The organism is Halobacillus campisalis (genome assembly GCF_030345335.1).
In the GTDB taxonomy this organism is placed as follows: Bacteria; Bacillota; Bacilli; order Bacillales; family Halobacillaceae; genus Halobacillus_A; species Halobacillus_A campisalis.
The window spans coordinates 249,870-267,845 of sequence record NZ_JAPVRC010000002.1 but is presented as its reverse complement, the minus strand read 5'-3'; the positions used below and the strand labels follow the sequence as shown (position 1 = coordinate 267,845).

Sequence of the window (17,976 nt, the reverse complement as noted above, 5' to 3'; positions counted from 1 at the left end):
TTAATTTTTAAATTTAAGTAGACATCTCTCATTGTTCATTAAAGAAAGCATGAGCTTTTTTCAAAAGACCATCGGTATGGGCTGTAACTTGTTGATACACTTCTTTGCTAAATCGAGTATAGAAGTCATGCTTATCTTTTTCAGGGGTGAACGTATCACTCACCTCCACCATCTGATCGACGGCTTCTCCGTAAGTGTTGTACACTTCAAGAGCCACTGCGGTGTTAATCGCAGCCCCGAGACTCGCTGAACCGTTAACCGAATTCCGCTTTGCCTCTATACCAAATACATTGGCAAAAATCTGCATAATCAGGTCACCATTCGATCCTCCTCCGGTAATGACGATGTTATCGAGTTTTATATCGAGTTCCTCGCACATAGCATCGAAATTCGTCTTCATCGTTAAAGCGATGCCTTCCAGAATAGAGTGATACATATGGGCTCTACTGTGACGGCCGTCAAAGCCGATCATCATTCCTTTTTTAAAAGGCTCATCGGCTGTAGAAAGCCAATCGAGTACTGTTATCAACCCATCACTGCCAGCCGGTACAGTTTCTGCAGCTTCATTATTTAGAAATTCTTCGGGTGATACCTTCAATGCTTCTGCCTGTTTCGTCAACTCTTCTCCGAGTAACTCTTTAAACCAGCTAACCGTCCACATGCCCCTTCGAATTCCATTGCTTTCATATAAATATTCATGTGGAACTGCAGCAAAATTCGGAAAAAAATGAGTAGTATCTCTAGGATTCTCGTGCCCATGAACCATACCCGCTATATATGTCCCTAAAGAGATGAGCCCGGATTGATCGGATAGCATGCCAGCTCCTAATGCTTCGACCGCTTTATCATTAGCAGTAGCAATTACAGGAATGTCACCAGGAATACCTGTTGCTTCTGCTGCTTCTTTTGTCACACAGCCGAGGACAGTACCAGGGTTTTGAAGATCAAACAGCATGTGGCGTGGGATGTTATATTTCTTGAAGACTTCATCATCTTCGCTCCAATCCCACGTATCTGTATTAATCGGCCACAAACCTTGATAATTTCCTGATGAATCCTTAAATTCACCTGTCAGCCTGTGCGTAATGTATCCCGAAGACGTCGTAACGTAAGCTGTATCGTGGTTCGTATGTTCATAAGGCTTTGAGACTCGCTCGTCCATCCAGCTCATCGCCGGGGCGGACAGCGTTCCATCTTCTTTCAGCAGGCATCGTACGAAGCGAATGGTACAAAGTCCAAGACCGATAATATCTTCCTTTTCACCAGGGAAGCGGTTCATAGCTTCCTGACTGGCATCCACTAAAGACTCCCATAAGTCGTCATCCGGATGCTCAACAAGTCCAGGCTTCGGTAAACTCATAGGCTGCAGTTCTTTCCTGCCTTCGCTTACGACCTTGCCTGCGAGATCATAAATCACCACTTTTGTACTTTGGGAGCCGCCATCGACTCCAATAATATATTTCATGCAGTTCTCACCTTCCTTTCACTAAAAGCAAAGATAAATTCCTACCGGACGAGATAGCCGCCATCTACGGATAAAATGTGACCGTTAACGTAATCGGAAGCTCCACTAGCCAGAAATACAACGGCTCCCATTAAATCCACAGGTTCTCCCCAGCGATTGGCAGGCGTGTGGTCCAGCACTTTTTGGTTTGTCTTCGGATCATTTCTCGTTTCTTTGGTTAATTCTGTCGCATAGTAGCCTGGTGCGATGCCATTCACTTGAATGTTATAAGAAGCAAGGTCATCACAATAAGCTTTCGTTAATCCAGCCACCCCATGCTTACTCGCTGCATAAGCCGGCGAACCTTGCCCTCCCTGAAAAGAAAACACCGAACAAACGTTGATGATCTTCCCGCGGCGCTTAGGTATCATGGTCTTTGCAGCTTCATGACTCATTTCAAACGAAGCAGTCAAATTCACTTGAATCATCGGGTCCCATTTGTTTCTGTCGAATTCCTCAAAATCCGCTACTTTATTAAGACCTGCACTATTAACGACAATATCAAGCCCACCCATCGTTTCAATGCATGTCTCAACGACACGCTTAGCCGCTCCGTCTTCCGTAATATCCACCTGCATGAATTCCATCCGGCATCCTTCTTTTTCTATCAGCTTTTTCGTCGTGCCGTCATCATCGGTCAGACTCGGAATAAAAACGTCCGCACCTGCTTTAGCTAAAGCCAGTGAAAAAGCGCGTCCCAGTCCTGAGTTTCCTCCAGTGACGAGAGCAGTCTGGCCTTTGAGAGAAAAGAAATCCATCGTGAAGTCTGTTATATTCATTTTCTGTATTCCCTCCCATTCCTTACAATTAAGAGCAAAAAAAAGAGAGAAAAGCATACTTCCCCCAGGGGAAGTTACTTTTCTCTCGGCTCTAGTAACTTTAACTGTTAATAGTATATGGTTACCTTCTCAAACTGTCAACCGCCCCTGTTCTATTATTCTGCCTTTTTCGACAGTTTACCTATTGAACCCGTTAAATTTTCCAACCTCTTTCATCTCCTATATAATAGGTTATGGAAATACTAAAAATAGGATAAGGAGATTATTATGAGAGAACAAGTGGAAGACGTCCTAGCAGAAAATCCGGTCATTGCTGCAGTCAAAGATAAAAAAGGGTTAGAAGAAGCCATCCAGACAGACTGCACCATCATCTTCATCTTAAATAGTGATATTATCAATGTCGGTAACATCGTAGACCAAGTGAAAGCTCATAATAAGCTGGCTTTTGTCCATATCGACCTTCTTGAAGGCACCTCCAATAAAGAAGTCGCCCTGCAATTCCTTAAAGAAAGTACGGATGCGGACGGCATCATCAGTACGAAAGCTCAAATGGTTCACGCCGCAAGAAGCTACGGTTTTTATACAGTCCATCGTTTTTTCTTAGTCGATTCCATGTCATTTCGAAGCATGGATAAACAAATCGCAAACTCCAACCCTCACTTTATTGAAATACTTCCAGGTATGATGCCGAAAGCGATCGACTGGGTCAAAGACAAGATTGATACCCCGATTATAGCCAGTGGATTAGTCTGTGAGAAAGAAGATGTCGTCACAGCACTACAAGCTGGCGCTGTTGCTATTTCGTCCACAAACAATGAAGTTTGGTATATGTAGCAGCAACGTTCTCCTCGATCGTGGCCCGACCATATAAAAAGTCTTCTCGCCTCATCAAAGGGTGAGAAGACTTATTTTATGTTTATAGCTTTATGAAAGGTAACTTTTATTCTATTGAATACTTAACTATATTACTTATAATAAGTACGCATCAGTAGATCTGCAGCGTAAACCAAGCGACGAGTACCCCTAGAAAACCAAGCACCAGACTGTGCGGAAGATTTTTCATAACGATTTTGTATGGATTCATCCGTAAACTGATAGACGTCAAAGTGACAATTAGTCCATAAGGAGCAGACGGCACAGTAGCTATCGCCGTGCTTGCAAGCAGGATCGTAAGCGTCACCGGAGGCAAAGCTCCCATCAATAATTCACTAATTCCTCCAAAGATACCCATAGTTGCCAAAGGGTGTACGCCTAGTAGTGTCATTACTAGAAACGCAGCTTGAATGAACAGCATGATCAACAATGGATGACCTTCTAGAGCGATGATTGGATTCTGCAAATATTCTAGATATGGAGAAACGTTAAGGGATTCGGTCAAAAATGACAGAGCTAATAAAAGAACGATAAAATTGCTAAGGTGATTCGTCTGTTTTTTCCATGTAGGCCAACCGATCGTAAGAAAACTTCTTTTCCGTTTCAAGAGAACGGCCCACAGAAAAGCAAATGGAAAAATGGCAATAGTAACGGCAAATAAGAAATCAAACTGAATGACATTCACCAGAAAGACAACGACGACCAGAAATAAAACGAGTGCAAGTAGAAATCCGCCCAGTTTCTTTTTATGATCGCTGAGCCTCTTTAAGACAGAGGTCTGTTCTTCCAATTCATAGTTACTAAAAAGCCATTTGCCAATTCCTGCGTCTATCGTGATTCCAAGCAGAGCGATGAGCAGCATCCACGGCAAGACGACTAAATAATTCGCACCTGTGATGAAGATCGAAGTCGCTAACAAAATCTCAAGAGGACTCCAAAGTAAAGCGAGAGAATACCCTCGGAGTGTGGTCATAGCGACAAAGCTGTTTCTGACTTTCGTTTTCACATGCTTCAGTTGATTGATCAATAAGTCCTGAGAAATCGTGGCGGAGGACAAATTAAGAAAAGCGGCCAACGATACCATCGTTGCTTCACTGCGCACATATAAAGGTCCGAGAGAACGATTGCCGTTCCCCTGAAGCAGGGCGTGAAGCAGCTTATTATACCGACCTGCCTTAACGACACTGTTCATCCAGGGAAGCATCGACAGTAGGAATAACAACCCAACGTTTCCCGCAAAAAAAGCTGGAATTTTTCCAGCCGATACTCCACTGGAAATAAAAAAGAAACTTCCAGCCGCAAGAAGAATTCCTCCAAGTATTTTGAACACACGATCAGCTCGCGGAACACTTATGACCATCATGACCATTCCTGCCACACCTATGACCGTATAAAGAACAGGGTTTGGCCAAAAGACGTGAATGACATTCAATAAAAAAACCAGTGAGTAAAATATGTATAAATGTTGTAAGAAGCGGTTCCGCATATTCATCCTCCTATTCCAGACAGGCGAACGGAAGATCATTGTCTTGAGTCTCTTGAGTTCGTCTAAAGTTCGTCTATTTCTATCTAATTCATGATATCTCCTAATGCTACCGATAATTGGATAGATTTTCAATCAAGAACACGAATCCCACTATTATTTTCCACAACTAACCGCTCCGTTTTGCGTGGTTTTGTTAGACTATTATAAATGAGTTGGCTGAAATGACATGTTCTTCAGATTTGAAATAGGAACTCCCGTTTCTATGTAACTTCTAATCAATCTCCACCCGTGATTATCGGTAAATTTGAATGTTTGAAAAAATAAGCTAACGGTTTCTGAACGATCTCCCTCCATCACTAAATCAGCTGAAACAATCGCCATGACTTCATTTTCTTTTACAGGAATTACTGCGATTTCTCTGAGATCCCAAGCACAAGGTTGATTTTCAGCAAATTGAAAACCTTGTTTCCAACCGTCTAATGCCTCCTCATACCCAAAGTCTACGACATCTCCGCCAGCAATCTCTCTGGCTTTATAACTTTCAGAAAGAATCTCTTGTAACCTGGTAAAAGATGATTGCCTCCACACTTCTAAATATTCATTTAAAAACTCACGAAATAAATAGTTATTCTTCACAATACTCTCCTCCATCTTAGTAGTTTTTAAAGAATCCATCCTTCTCTTTTACATAAAAACAGCGTTTCACCTCATATATTATTCTATCGACTAACAACCTCCTTTTTTTTCCAATATACATAATTATATCGTATCACATTCCGCCTTAAAGGCATTCTATCAATAAAAGTTATCGCTAAATTCCTCCTGATCTCGCTATCAATGTATGTTCAGATAAAATAAAAACGCCCCTCCATTCCTCAGCTCACGGCTGATACTGGAAGGGCAGTACTTTAGATTGGCTATGTTAAAGGTTACTGTTGACGTTTATAAGAGAGTTATTCAACAATATGGCAGGATAGCGGTAGACTTGAATTCGAGGTAGTCTTGGTTCGTTGCCGTAATGAGAGTCAGGGGTGGTTGGGAAGCTACTCGCTTTCCTGTGGGGGAAGTGGCGAGTTTCCTCGGGCTTTTCAGCCCTGTGGGATCTCGCCTACATCCTTCTCCCACGGGAGTCTCCTAGCTTCCCAACCACCCCATGCAAAATGGAATGAACGAACCCCTGGCACTCGAAAAGACTTAATCTCTCATCTAAGCTGCGTATTCCGGCTATAGTGCTTAACGACTATCGATACTGGCAAGTCAACATCGAGTCATTTTGTTCTAGTTTCCTTAATCTCCCACAGCTCAGCTCAGTCCAGTCCATATACATTTTTCCAAACGGTTTACAATTAATTTTATCCAAGAAGACAAAAAGCGATTAAGCGCCTGTGCCATAGCCTATTAAACAATAAACATACAGCCTGAAAAGATCAATTTATTATAATGGGGTATTGGAAATGGTGCTACTTGGCGTTGGCACTCGAAAAGAGCTGTACTTCACTCAGAGCACTGTCTCAGATGTTTCCGTGAACCTGACAAACGCAATGAGCTCCGGGAAATCGCGAGACTCCTTTTGTAAAAGCGGAAGCGCTTCGTTCAGCGGCGTATGGACTGGACTGAGCTGACGGAGATAAAGGAAACACGAAGAACGGAGTGATTCGATGTTGACTTATCGTACAGAAGTGAAGGAAGTCTTAATAGCCGCTAAGCGCTGGAGCTCGATAGTCCCCCATAAGATTTATGGACTGATTTAAGGCTCTAGACTAATTTACGTGTAAGAGATGGGAAAAGAGTGCTTGGTGAGACCCCGGAGAGCGTTAGCTCGAGGAGGCTCACTGCGCTCCCACGGAAAGCGAGTGATTTCCCGGAGCTCTAAACGCTGTCACTCATAACGGAAACAGCCCGAATATCTCGAATCTGAGTCTTCCACTAAAGGGAGCATATATGATTAATTTTACCTGAGCCTATCTTTTAAGAAATATGCTGAGCTATGAAGATCGTCAATGGAAGCATCAGCAAACTGATGATCGTTGTGACAATGATAGCCACAATGCCCAACTGTCTGGAAGCACCTCGTACATAACGCTCAAACAACACGGTAGCAAGAGTGAATGTCGGCATGGAAGCCTGGACAATAATGATTTTTCCAAGCAGCTCTGGGAATGGAAGCAGCCATACTGCAAGGCAAGCGACACCCGGCACCAAGAGAACCTTAATTACAACAGCAGCCCCTATGAACCGCTTATACCCTTCTTTCACCATTTTCCAATTAGATGAAGTGATCGTCGGAATAAGCAGACCGATCAGAATCATGGCCAAAGGAGCAGCCAGCCCGGAAAGCATGTCAGCCGTTTCTAAAAGCATTACCGGCAAAACAATGCCGATCGCTGCCAATGTAACGGACGCAGCCAATGTAATAAAAGGCGTATTCAAAATAGCTGATAGCTGTTTAAATGAAAAACGGCCAGGCTTCAACAATAGAATACCTATCGTGAACACACTGGTCATCGTTCCTGCGTCATATACGGCAGCATATGAGCCCGCTTCTGAACCGAACAAAATGGACACAAGAGGAATACCTAGAAACCCTGTGTTTCCGCAACCTGCAACAATGGCAAGTTGTCGAGCTTCGATATCTTTATAACCGAAGGCCCGACCCATCGTATATCCGGTTAACATCCCGATGAACGTTAATACCAGAGAACATATGTAAATCGTTCCAAACGCAATCCAGGTTTCACTGTTAAACTCCAATTGAAAGATGCTGTAGGCTACTACAGCCGGCAAAGCAAAATTTATCGCGATAAAAGAAATAAAGCGTCGGGTTTCTGGTGTGACGTCAATCATTTTCGACGTGACAAGCCCCACACCTACCATGGCCACCATCATAAAGACAGGTGTCATAATATTGATGATCGACATATCAATCTCGCCTCAGTTCTTTGAATTTTATTCATGTTTTCCATCTTAATACAAATGGAAGATGAATAAAAATAAATGCTCTTAAGCTAGCAGAGCCAAGGATAAGAACCAAGGAGCTCATTGTTATGCGTCACACACTAGTTGAAAACTAAACTGTTCCTTTTTAAGAACCGCTCATTGAACGTGATTGGTACCCCTTCTCCATCTCTCTCCGCATGAATATGCAGGTGAGGCTCTGTCGTATTCCCGGTATTTCCTACTTCGCCAAGTACATCTCCGGTATCTACGTCCTGTCCTTCTTGAACTTCGACTGTACGAGGTTTGAAGTGAGCGATGTGGATTCCAGTATTTTCACATGAAAGAATAACATGGTTGCCTGCAGGTTCTTCGGGTTCTATATCCGATTGCAATGGAGGAATATCCTCATATTTATCAACAGCTGAAATTACATTTCCAGCACATGGACTGTAAAGCTGCGCTCCATAAATCTCATATTGTTCAAGTTCCGATGGAGTAATCACCTCAGCCCTGAGCCCCCATCCATTCAGTTGCAGAATATCATAAGAATATCGCTGATTCGGATGGGAAGCATGATAATTAAATTTCGTCGTAGAGCCCCCATGGCCCACGGCAAACACTCCGTCTTTTAAAGGAAAATCGAGTGCAATCTCCCCGCCGCTTTTCTGAACATATCCCGATAAGCCGACGATCATGATAAAACCGAAGTAAACAGCAAGAACGGCACTGATTCCAATAGAAAACTTATAACTCTTATCGTGTTTGGGCCCTTTTCTAGGGATCATTTTAATCTTCTTAAACGAAACAATCGATACAACTATAAAAATAAGAAGCCATATGTATCGGAAGTAGTAAAAGAATATGTGCCATGGACCGACGACAAACAGGAACCCTATGAAAGCAGCGGTCGACAACCATTCTATAAACCATAGTCTTTGACTCGTATAGTCATTTTTAACTACCCTATATAATAAAAATAAGGGCAGCAGTAAATAAATGAATGCCTGGAACCACATCATGAGATGCATTCTAGGCCCTCCTTCAAATTACCTAATCATTTCACGGTATTACGCAGTACACCGATTCCATCCACTTCAGCCTCCACTACATCTCCAGGAGAGAGAGGACCTACACCAGACGGCGTTCCGGTATAAATAACATCCCCTGGATTTAATGTCATTACCTCCGTCACCTTCGCGACAAGCTCTGAAATGTCATGAATCAAATCGTTTGTATTGGACTGCTGTTTTACTTCTCCATTTAATGTAAGCTTAATCGCAGCCTCGTTCGGATTCAATTCTGTTTCAATTACTGGGCCGAGCGGTTTGAACGTCGGGAATGATTTTGCGCGTGTAAACTGTCCGTCTTTTTTCTGAAGGTGCCGATCAGATACATCATTTCCAACCGTGTAGCCGAAGATATAAGAGAACGCTTCTTCTTTTTCCACATGCTTCGCTTCTTTTCCTATGACAATCACGAGTTCTGCCTCATAATCGATGCGGTGCTCTGATGTTGGAAGCACAATATCAGTATGGTGAGCCGTGACGGCACTTGGTGATGCCATGAACATCATCGGTTCTTCGGGAATCTTCTTACCTGTTTCTTCAGCATGCAGCTCATAATTCAAGCCGATGCCGATGACCTGCCCCGGTACGACCGGCGTCAGCACTTCTACTTCCTCCAAAGAAAATTCTGTTGCTAGCGGGCGTGTTTCTCCCTTTATGTAATCCCCCTCAAGCTGAGTGATGGAATGTCCTTTTACCACGCCAAAATAAGTTTCGCCGTCTTTTTTAAAACGCATGTATTTCATGATGAAATCCTCCTTCTTCTACTTAACAACTATTTCGATATCTACTGTTAAATTCCTTTTTTTCGACGATTTGCTCGTAACTGTTGAATGATTCCTGGTGCCACGGATAAACAAAAGTCAACCTCACCAACTGAGATTTCTTCTGCATCGAGCGCTCTTGTCGTAATCCTATGAATTTCGTTGAGGCCCTGACTTTCAGGAAATCCGATCACTTCATTTCTCACTAGTACATCTGCAGCCTTTGGAATCCCGATAAATTTGGCTGATTCACCTATATGTTCCCTAGCTGTAGATTTTAATTCCTTCCCTAGCTCGTACCTTACTTCAAATAACCGGATCAGCGACTCTTCGAGACTTTCAATCGGTTGATGCTGGGCCGTGAAATTTTTGGGAGATTCAGCTAGTATCGACTTTTCCAACTGTTTCAATTGACCTTCAGGTAATCCACTCGAAAAGTACAGGTTATTACTATTGGTAGTGTTGAGAATCAATTTGATTTCATTCAACGCTTCAGTCATTTCCTCCTGCACCTCTTCCAGTTCTTTTTTAAAAGAAAGCCCGAACAGACTCATTTCTGCGAAAAAAGGAATGAACGCCAGAACGATAAATAAACAAAAAATCAAATAATCGAAAGTCTGGGCATCAGCCGATGTCAAATAGTCATACCTTGACATGAGAATCAAAGCGGAAAAGATCAAAAGAAACACCCACCAAATGACTTTAAACTGGTTACTGATATTCATAAGGTCTCCTCCAATTTTCATGCTTTACGCTACTCTATTCACTATTTCGATAACGGTCGGTGGATGTCCTCTTTTTAAAAAAACAGACGCTGCAGGCTATACTGCTAGATGTACAAGAAATTTAAAAAACGCCAGCCCATATACGGGTGGCGTTGATCATCGCTAATTCCAACATCTAAAATTAAGCAGGGACCAGCTTTTTCTACCAAGCTGGTCCCTATCTTGTTTACATTACTTTCCATCTGCAGTTGAAATATATTCTTTCACGACTTCATACACATATTCCTGGTTCGCTTCCGCTGTGTCAGGGTCGTATTCGCCGCCATTAACTTTATTGTTAGATAATATGCGAATGCCTAAGTAAGGCACTTCATATGCATCCGCAATTTGGGCTCCAGCAGCCCCTTCCATTTCTTCTACAGAGGTTTCATACTTTTCGTGGAACCACTGGATACGATCAACTTCATTATTCCAAAGGTCAGCTGAACCGATTGTTCCTTCTACTACCTTACCTTCCTCATGGGTGTCTTTTACTTGCTGAGCAGCTGTAAGTAGATCTTGATCACCATCGTAGTAGCGGATATTCTCAGCGTCAGGATCCTCCCCCGCACTTCCTTCTGAGGCCATTAAATCCATAGGAATCCAATTTGTCGGCTCAATGCCTTCTCCTTCATCCCTGTCCCCTGTTTTTAAAGCCCCGATGTTTGTCGTTCTTTCCCCTAAAACAATATCGTATACTTCTAAATTTGGATCGTGCCCTCCAGATGTACCTTGATTTATAATGGCTGCCGGGTCATATTTTTCAATAGCCAAAGCGGTTGCTGCTGCAGTATTTTCCATACCTTTCCCCGTTTTAGCCACAATAACCGGATAATCATCTACGGTCCCTTTGTAAAATACAAAAGTTCCAGACTTCTCTTCTTTTACATCATCCAGACGATCAGCGAATTGTTCAGCTTCAATCGGCATAGGACCTTGAACTAAGATCGGCTGCTTTTCCTCTTTTTGTTCGGCTTCCCCTTCTGTAGACGCGCTGCACCCTGCAAAAACAATTAATAACAGTACAGCAATCATGGTTCTTGATGCTTTTGACATTCTTTTTCCCCCTTGATGTTGGATACCTTCGATAATTGGACCATAGAAAAAGGCCCAGAATGGCAGAATGTCTCTACCCTCTAGACCTGAGAAAGTCAAAGCATGGAAAATCAAGCAAAACCCGAACAATCACCTGATATACTAAAAAAGCAGCACCGCACTTCAACTCGTAGTCTAGTTCATTCAGTGGGAACCAGGTAGAAACGTTCGGACCATATTACCGAAAATATACGAGTTACTATTTATAATAATTACTGTGCTACTATAGCAGACTTATTCATGAGCTTCAATATAAAACACGAACTTTTAATGATAAAATTATAAAAATATTCGCTTTATCTTCTTCTGAATTACTTTTTTGATATTCAAATAAGCTAGCTTATATTGAAATACTGAAAACTCATCTTCGAGATGGTTTCCGTTCCTGAGCTCCCACGGAAAGCGAGCTATTCACCGCCGCCCCGATCCACTTACCAAATTTCTCTTAATCATATCTTCCAAGTAACTGCTTTATTAATTCATTACTTTGTTATTAAATACTCAACAACTACTTTTATATTAAAATAGTAACAATCTGTAAATACGCCTGAACAAAGGCATAAAAAACAACTGCATACAGAATATTGAATTGGAAGCCATTCTTAAAAATGCTCAATCCGTTTTCACTGCTCAACACAATCGCCGGCAGAATAAACGGGGACAGCAATGCGGAAATGACGCTCCCTGATGTGATCGAAAGCACCAGCAGTTCCGGCGGATATGGCAGTGATACATTTTGCAGCACCCCTCCCACAAGAACTAATACAGGTAAGGGACCGATTCCAAAGAAGCTCAGAATCATCGGGACAAAAGGTAAGATGCTTAAAATGTTCAGAAAAGGTATAGTACCTTCGACTGTCAATATCCCATCAATTATCGTTTTGCCCCAGCCTGAAAGGTTCAAAGAGGCAATCACAAGTCCAACGGATAAAAGAATACTAAACTGCTGGGATTTAGACTTCAGGTAGCCTGTAAAATAATGTTTGATATTTTTATTTAAACTATTGAACCTTCGTTTCTTAAAGAAATAAATCAGCGTATAGCTCAAAATTACAGGAGGAATGATAATCAGGATTTCCAGCCCGAACACGCCGTGAAGGAAAAAAATCGTTCCGAAAATCAACACGAATAAGCTGGCAAATTCGAGCACTTCACGGCTGACCTTCCCTCTTTCCTGGGAACCGATCGCTTTTTCAATTTCTTCTCTAAGAGCAGAATTGATATCGATGTTATAGTGCTTTTCTTCATAATAAGAAAAAATAACAGCTAATAGGATAGCGCAAAATGAAATGAAAGCCCCCTGCAGCATGGAAATCCATAGAGAAGCATCCAGAAAGTTCACGATGAACACAAAACTCGGAATACTGATGACCCACAGCGTACACAACGAAAAAGCACGCAATAATGCGGTGCCCTTGAAATTCTCCCATCCTTCCCCTTTCCGGTCACCTAACAACTGCTGGATCAATTGGTACACTGTCTGAATTGACCCGAACAATAAAAAGAACGAGAGAATTTGGGTAATCAGCATGATGCCGAAATAAAATTTGCGACTCGTATTTAAAAAATTCCCCGCCAATGCCATGATTTTTTCAATATAAGGTTCCTCATCTAAAATCCAACTGATAATAGGCACAATCAATAATATCGCAATCAAGCTTGTCATCTGGCGAAACCCTTGAAGCATACCCTCTGCCAATGACGTGTCGGACAATATTAAAATGAGAAATGCAAATATAATCAAAGCTACCGGAAGAACTCGTTTGCGCCCTGATAAATAAAGAAGAGAAAACAAAAGGGAAAAGACACCGAGCACAGATAAAATCGTCAGCAGATTATCGTGCTGCACTGTCCGGGTGAAATAAAATAGAACAATATAAAGATTTATGATAGCTGCGTATACATACAAAGTAACTTTCTCCATTAATATAACTCCTGACTCTAGTGAATGTTTCTATTATATGACTCGCTCGGTACGTAGTCTAATGTTACAACCTTACCCATTCTGCATCATAGAAGTTCACACACAAAAAGACCAGCCCTTTTTATGGTAAGAGGGACTGATCCTGTGAGGCCAACCGGGCAAGCCAAGCTCCAGTATAAATATGAACCATGCTTGCATTATTTAATGGAAAAAATAACTTTAATTGAACAATCAGAAGTTCGAGCAGAGAATTAAATGAAGTATTAGCAGAACTATAAATGAACTCCCCTCGCCAGGAGAACACCGCTGATGAAGGGGAGTTGTTTATTCATTCAATAAACATCATCCTTTAAATAATCTCTACAAATCACTGTAATTCATCTGGATGAACTGGATAACAGTCCCTAACGTCCGTCCCTTAAATTCATCAGACACAGATTCACCTTCAGGATTTTCATAATAATAAGCTTCTACCTGTTCGTTATATTCAAAGCCAAGCTGAATTAATTCATCGCGAAGGTCTGCCGGCAGTTCACTCAGGCCGGATTGTTGGGTGAAATAAGCTGTAGGGTAAATCCATACATCAACATCCGTTAACCCAGTATGTACGACGAATAAATCGCCATCGTATCGGGAAATCCACTGGTCTTTGGAATAAAGCGACACCCGCGACCCTTCAAGCGATGAAATTCCATCTAAATTGATACCGAAAATTTGATTGATAATCCTTCGAATTTCCTGCCCATCAATTTTCTTCCCATAAGACTTCAAATAAAAATCCATCACTTCTACTTTTGATAATGATGATATAGCCGCATCAGGAGAGGCCGATTTCACACCTTCAATGATTTCTTCCGGATAAATTTCGTCTTTACCTGCCCCCAGCTCGGATACCCGATTCAAATCAATCTCATAGATTTGTTCCACGATTCGCCGGATTTCCTCTGACTCTATTTTTTTACCATAAGCATCAAGGTAACTGTCCATCACCTCGACTTTTTTCAGTCTCTCAATAATCTCGAGAGCCTCTTCGTAGTAAAGAGGTCCTTTCGTTTCTTTTTTCAGCGTTTTCATGACCTTACTGGTTATTTCTTCTGGATACTTTAACTCTTCCTGTTCTGCTTGATTGAGTTCATGTTTAAAACTTTTTGCTTCAACAGGAACGGTAGGAACTGATATAGATGTCCCGGCGAGTATGACAATCCCTGTAACCACGATGAAATTTTTCAACGCTTGTGCAATCGACGGCATGCCTCCACCTCCATATTAATTTATGAGCTTTTTCGTTAGCCTCCACCCTATTATCGGCTTTAAGATAAGGAAGGTGAATAGCAATAGAACAGCTAATTTTCTAGATATTGATTGAATGAGAATAAAATTAAACTATACTGAAGGGTAGAAGGATTAGAAAGGATAGTGGTTATAGAAATGCTGTACGTTTGGGATGTAGAAAAAATCATTAGAGATACCTTAAGCGAGCATAGCCTCGATATAAATATTGAAATCAATAATAATTTACGGGCGCCGATGAGCTACAATGTGTCCACCAATACGTTGAATTTCAATTATTTAGAAATCAATGGGTATATGAGTAAAGTAAAAATGAAAGAATCAGAGGAAAATTTCGCTCGAATTATCGTCTACCATGAGATCGGGTATTATTTGACGTTCAAGAAACACAAGCATGATCTAAGGACACTGAAATACGGAGAAGATGAAGAAATTGAAGCGCTCAAATCTGAGATTGAAAGAAATGCATGGGATTACGGACGCACTTTGGTCCCTGAACATTTAATTGAATCCTATGATAAAGTACGAGAACAAGACGGAATGCTCATTAAAGGGCTGTAAATTATATAAACGAACTCCCGCACAGAAAAAGCCGGGAGTTCGTTTCATTTATTTTTCCTCAATAACCTCATCAATTTGTTCCCCTAAATGCCGTCCTGGCTTGTCCATTAGGCCGAGTACTTTGTGGCCGGTTTTTAGCTGAAGCAAAGGGATTTCGCCTTCACTTTCCTCCACAAGATACACACTGGTGGATTGCTGTAACGTGGCTGAAATAGTCCTCCCCCCAATTTCACCTTCCACCCTAACAAATGGACGCTTTTCCGTTTTTACTCGCCCGATAGAAATATCTCTTTCTATTTTCTCATCGGTAAGTGTCAGTTTCTCTCCCGGGGTAAGTTCATGAAGATAGTACGTTTTTGTTTTTTGGTATAAGTATTGGTGGAATGCTCCACAATTGATCCGAAACGGACGAGGGGGATATCCATCCGATTCGCGGTTTTCGGCCAGTACTTTAATGTAGCCGTGACCTGTGTTGCCTACATATAAGCCGTCTGAAGGGCTCAGGTTATCTATGAAATCTACACATACTCTCATTCCTTCGCCGACTTCTTCGATTTTAGTGATTTCTACAAATTCTTTCTCCTCATTGCTCATACATTTACACCTATCCTCTCTTCCATTCTCCTCCTTATATTTTCCTGCTTAGTTGTATGTTTTGTCCACTAATAACTAAATGAGGTCACACGGCGATATTATTTTTTCATATGCGAGGTATACGAAAATTATTAATGCGGATGGCTTAAGACTCAGCATTAAGACATCTTTATGATGAGTAGAATTTAGGAATGGACTCGCTTTCCGCGGGAGTGCGGTGGGCTTCCCACAGGAGTCTTGCCCATTTATAATTGTTCAGAGAGAGACATGTCCCCTGTCCATATAGGGGAGTCACGCAAAAGTTACTGAATTAATAGAAAAACTCTAATGCCTTCATAGAGCCTTTTCTATTAATTCATGATCATCAAATAACGGTTCCGTTCCTCCCATGATGGCAATGGGATCTTGGAAATGGAGAGACTCCTGCGGGAATGGATGGACTGGCTAGACCCTGGAGAGCGTTAGCTCGAGGAGGCTGGCCGTCATCCCTGCGGAAAGCGAGCCATTTCCTAGATTCCATTTCTTTAAACATAAATAACGAAACCAATCTTCCAGATAAGAAAGTTAAAATGAAACTCAACACTGATAATTAACAAAGTCAACACAAACAGGAGCTGTTCTCATTGGTGAACAGCTCCTGTTTCTATGTTCTATTTGGAAGTAGCAAGATAGGTATAGACATCCTGCAATTTTGTGAATTCTTTTTGCTGGATATCCCGGATACTTTCCACCCACAACCTGGCCGTGGCTTTAGCATCGTACAAGGCGTGGTGCCGTTGTTCGATACCGATTCCATAATACTCACAGCAGTCGTCCAGGCTTATCATACTTTGATCCTGATGGACAATTTTCGTTAAAAAGGAGGTATCCACGATACGGTGCTGGAAGTTTTTTCTCAAAGCCAGCCACGTTGCGTGACTCATGAATTGTTTTTCATGATTGGCATGGTGGGCCACTAATACATCACCTTTGACAAACGAGTAAAAATCTTTTAGAACATCCCGAAGAGATGCAGCTGACTGGAGCATTTCCTTTGTAATACCGGTCAACTCCTCAATCTCTTTCGAGGGCCCCGTATCATGATATACGAGAGAATAGAACGTCTCTTCTTCTTTGACGTGCGTCCCTTCGACCTTCACCGCCCCTATAGATAGGATGTGATCGCCTTTATAAGGATAAAAGCCCGTGGTTTCTAAATCAAAGACGACGACGTTCAAGTCATCAAAAGGGATGTCCAGAACATCTTTATTTTTCATTTGTCGTTCCAAATTCCTAACGTAAGCTACTTTGGCAGGATCATTCTGGTTTAAAGAAGAAAATCCATTTCCGAGCCGGTCTGACAAACCCTTCACAAATTGAGAGAATGGATTCATAGTTTCAGCTCTTTTCTAACGATGGATTTGGATTTAGCAAAAAGCTGTTTCCCACGTTTAATCAAATATTTCAGCTCCAGCTTTTCCTCTTTAGATAAATGATCGATCGGAAGCAGATGAACTTTTTCATAATTCTCCGCTCCCTGTCTAAAGCGAAGTCGGAAGTCGAGAAGGTGCCTGAAGTCTTTTTCATATTCTACGATGAATGGATACGTATCCTTCAGGGCTTCGAACCTTGAAATTGTCGGGGCCGCAGTCGTTCCACTTCGTAAAGCTAGAATACGTAAAGCATTCACATACGGAAAGTAAGCCGTTTCTTTCAAATGGATATCACCCTTCATTCCTTGCCGCTGATCAGGCAGCAGCTGGCCAAATACGCCGACCCCTTTTTTTATGAACTCAAAATTGTCCACTAGTCGTGCATACAAAGAAGGATGTTTCTCTAATCGGGAAAAAGCTTCGTGCTTCACCCTTTCTAATAACTCTTCCTTGCCATACAATACACGGGAATCAAAAAGAATCGAAAAGTTACGGAGCGACTGCCAGCTGGCTTCATCCAGCCAATCAGAATTTTGAGCTTGAAAAGAAACGGTCGATCGGCACCACATCGGATTCGAAGCCATCACCTGGCCTTCACACCATTCATAGCCGACAACCGCCAAGCCCCGGCTGACCTCCTCACCCAGATTCAAAAAATAATGCTGTACGTTTTCGTTACCATCAAATACAATTCCATGATCCTGATCACTCCAAACCGACTGCTCAAACCGGCCGGCGCTCCCCATTACAAAAAACGCAAAAGGAGCAGGTGGATTCCCCTGCTCTCTTTCGATTTTATCCATTGCGATCGTTACCGTCTGATACATCAATTGATCGTGGAAGGCATTTAATTGAAAATGGTCATCCGCAACAGACCTGATGGTATCTTTCCGCCATTGTTTCAATCCCTCATACGTATTGAACATAAG

The 17,976-nt window shown here is 42.0% G+C and carries 16 protein-coding genes and 1 riboswitch; of the genes, 2 read left to right on the top strand and 14 right to left on the bottom strand.

The window, feature by feature from the left end:
* Positions 1 to 28 precede the first annotated feature (28 nt).
* Together O2Q26_RS05515 and O2Q26_RS05510 are read right to left on the bottom strand one after the other, a co-directional pair.
* A complete protein-coding gene (locus O2Q26_RS05515) occupies positions 29 to 1,465 on the bottom strand; it encodes an FGGY-family carbohydrate kinase (RefSeq protein ID WP_289214937.1) in 1,437 nt (478 codons plus the stop codon).
* Positions 1,466 to 1,506: 41 nt separating this feature from the next.
* Positions 1,507 to 2,283: an SDR family NAD(P)-dependent oxidoreductase gene (locus O2Q26_RS05510; RefSeq protein WP_289214936.1), complete on the bottom strand. Its 777-nt coding sequence runs from the start codon at positions 2,281 to 2,283 to the stop codon at positions 1,507 to 1,509.
* Positions 2,284 to 2,550: 267 nt separating this feature from the next.
* Here O2Q26_RS05510 and O2Q26_RS05505 point away from each other — a divergent pair, with 267 nt between their 5' ends.
* Positions 2,551 to 3,117, top strand: a complete 567-nt coding sequence (locus tag O2Q26_RS05505; protein WP_289214935.1) for a glycerol-3-phosphate responsive antiterminator — start codon at positions 2,551 to 2,553, stop codon at positions 3,115 to 3,117.
* Between the two features lie 151 nt (positions 3,118 to 3,268).
* On the opposite strand, the gene O2Q26_RS05500 is transcribed toward O2Q26_RS05505, so the two are convergent.
* From O2Q26_RS05500 to O2Q26_RS05460, 9 genes are all read right to left on the bottom strand, one after another.
* The gene (locus tag O2Q26_RS05500) at positions 3,269 to 4,642 is read right to left on the bottom strand and encodes a hypothetical protein (protein ID WP_289214934.1); all 1,374 of its coding nucleotides are present in this window, start codon (positions 4,640 to 4,642) and stop codon (positions 3,269 to 3,271) included.
* 201 nt (positions 4,643 to 4,843) lie between these two features.
* Positions 4,844 to 5,278, bottom strand: a complete 435-nt coding sequence (locus O2Q26_RS05495; protein WP_289214933.1) for a flavoprotein — start codon at positions 5,276 to 5,278, stop codon at positions 4,844 to 4,846.
* Positions 5,279 to 6,610: 1,332 nt separating this feature from the next.
* Positions 6,611 to 7,561, bottom strand: a complete 951-nt coding sequence (locus tag O2Q26_RS05490; protein WP_289214932.1) for an AEC family transporter — start codon at positions 7,559 to 7,561, stop codon at positions 6,611 to 6,613.
* A gap of 137 nt (positions 7,562 to 7,698) precedes the next feature.
* Positions 7,699 to 8,607, bottom strand: coding sequence for a M23 family metallopeptidase (locus O2Q26_RS05485; RefSeq protein ID WP_289214931.1), 909 nt, complete (start codon positions 8,605 to 8,607; stop codon positions 7,699 to 7,701).
* A gap of 26 nt (positions 8,608 to 8,633) precedes the next feature.
* On the bottom strand, positions 8,634 to 9,389 hold the full coding sequence (locus O2Q26_RS05480) for a fumarylacetoacetate hydrolase family protein (RefSeq protein WP_289214930.1): 756 nt from the start codon (positions 9,387 to 9,389) through the stop codon (positions 8,634 to 8,636).
* Positions 9,390 to 9,436: 47 nt separating this feature from the next.
* A complete protein-coding gene (locus tag O2Q26_RS05475) occupies positions 9,437 to 10,132 on the bottom strand; it encodes a hypothetical protein (protein ID WP_289214929.1) in 696 nt (231 codons plus the stop codon).
* Between the two features lie 231 nt (positions 10,133 to 10,363).
* Positions 10,364 to 11,227, bottom strand: coding sequence for a 5'-methylthioadenosine/S-adenosylhomocysteine nucleosidase (locus tag O2Q26_RS05470; RefSeq protein WP_289214928.1), 864 nt, complete (start codon positions 11,225 to 11,227; stop codon positions 10,364 to 10,366).
* A 150-nt stretch (positions 11,228 to 11,377) separates the two neighbouring features.
* Positions 11,378 to 11,481, bottom strand: a riboswitch (purine riboswitch).
* Between the two features lie 299 nt (positions 11,482 to 11,780).
* Positions 11,781 to 13,190: a hypothetical protein gene (locus O2Q26_RS05465; protein ID WP_289214927.1), complete on the bottom strand. Its 1,410-nt coding sequence runs from the start codon at positions 13,188 to 13,190 to the stop codon at positions 11,781 to 11,783.
* A 360-nt stretch (positions 13,191 to 13,550) separates the two neighbouring features.
* On the bottom strand, positions 13,551 to 14,441 hold the full coding sequence (locus tag O2Q26_RS05460; protein WP_289214926.1) for a hypothetical protein: 891 nt from the start codon (positions 14,439 to 14,441) through the stop codon (positions 13,551 to 13,553).
* 177 nt (positions 14,442 to 14,618) lie between these two features.
* Between O2Q26_RS05460 and O2Q26_RS05455 the strand changes: the two genes are divergently transcribed.
* Positions 14,619 to 15,041 (top strand): hypothetical protein, encoded by a 423-nt coding sequence (locus O2Q26_RS05455; protein WP_289214925.1) that lies wholly within the window; start codon positions 14,619 to 14,621, stop codon positions 15,039 to 15,041.
* 48 nt (positions 15,042 to 15,089) lie between these two features.
* Here the strand turns inward: O2Q26_RS05455 and O2Q26_RS05450 are convergent, their stop codons facing one another.
* From O2Q26_RS05450 to O2Q26_RS05440, 3 genes are all read right to left on the bottom strand, one after another.
* Positions 15,090 to 15,635: a 3-dehydroquinate synthase II domain-containing protein gene (locus O2Q26_RS05450; protein ID WP_289214924.1), complete on the bottom strand. Its 546-nt coding sequence runs from the start codon at positions 15,633 to 15,635 to the stop codon at positions 15,090 to 15,092.
* A gap of 650 nt (positions 15,636 to 16,285) precedes the next feature.
* Entirely contained in the window at positions 16,286 to 17,008 is a 723-nt protein-coding gene (locus O2Q26_RS05445; protein ID WP_289214923.1) for an exonuclease domain-containing protein, read from the bottom strand.
* Positions 17,005 to 17,973 (bottom strand): DUF294 nucleotidyltransferase-like domain-containing protein, encoded by a 969-nt coding sequence (locus O2Q26_RS05440; RefSeq protein WP_289214922.1) that lies wholly within the window; start codon positions 17,971 to 17,973, stop codon positions 17,005 to 17,007. Before O2Q26_RS05440 ends, O2Q26_RS05445 begins: the two co-directional genes overlap by 4 nt.
* Positions 17,974 to 17,976 lie beyond the last annotated feature (3 nt).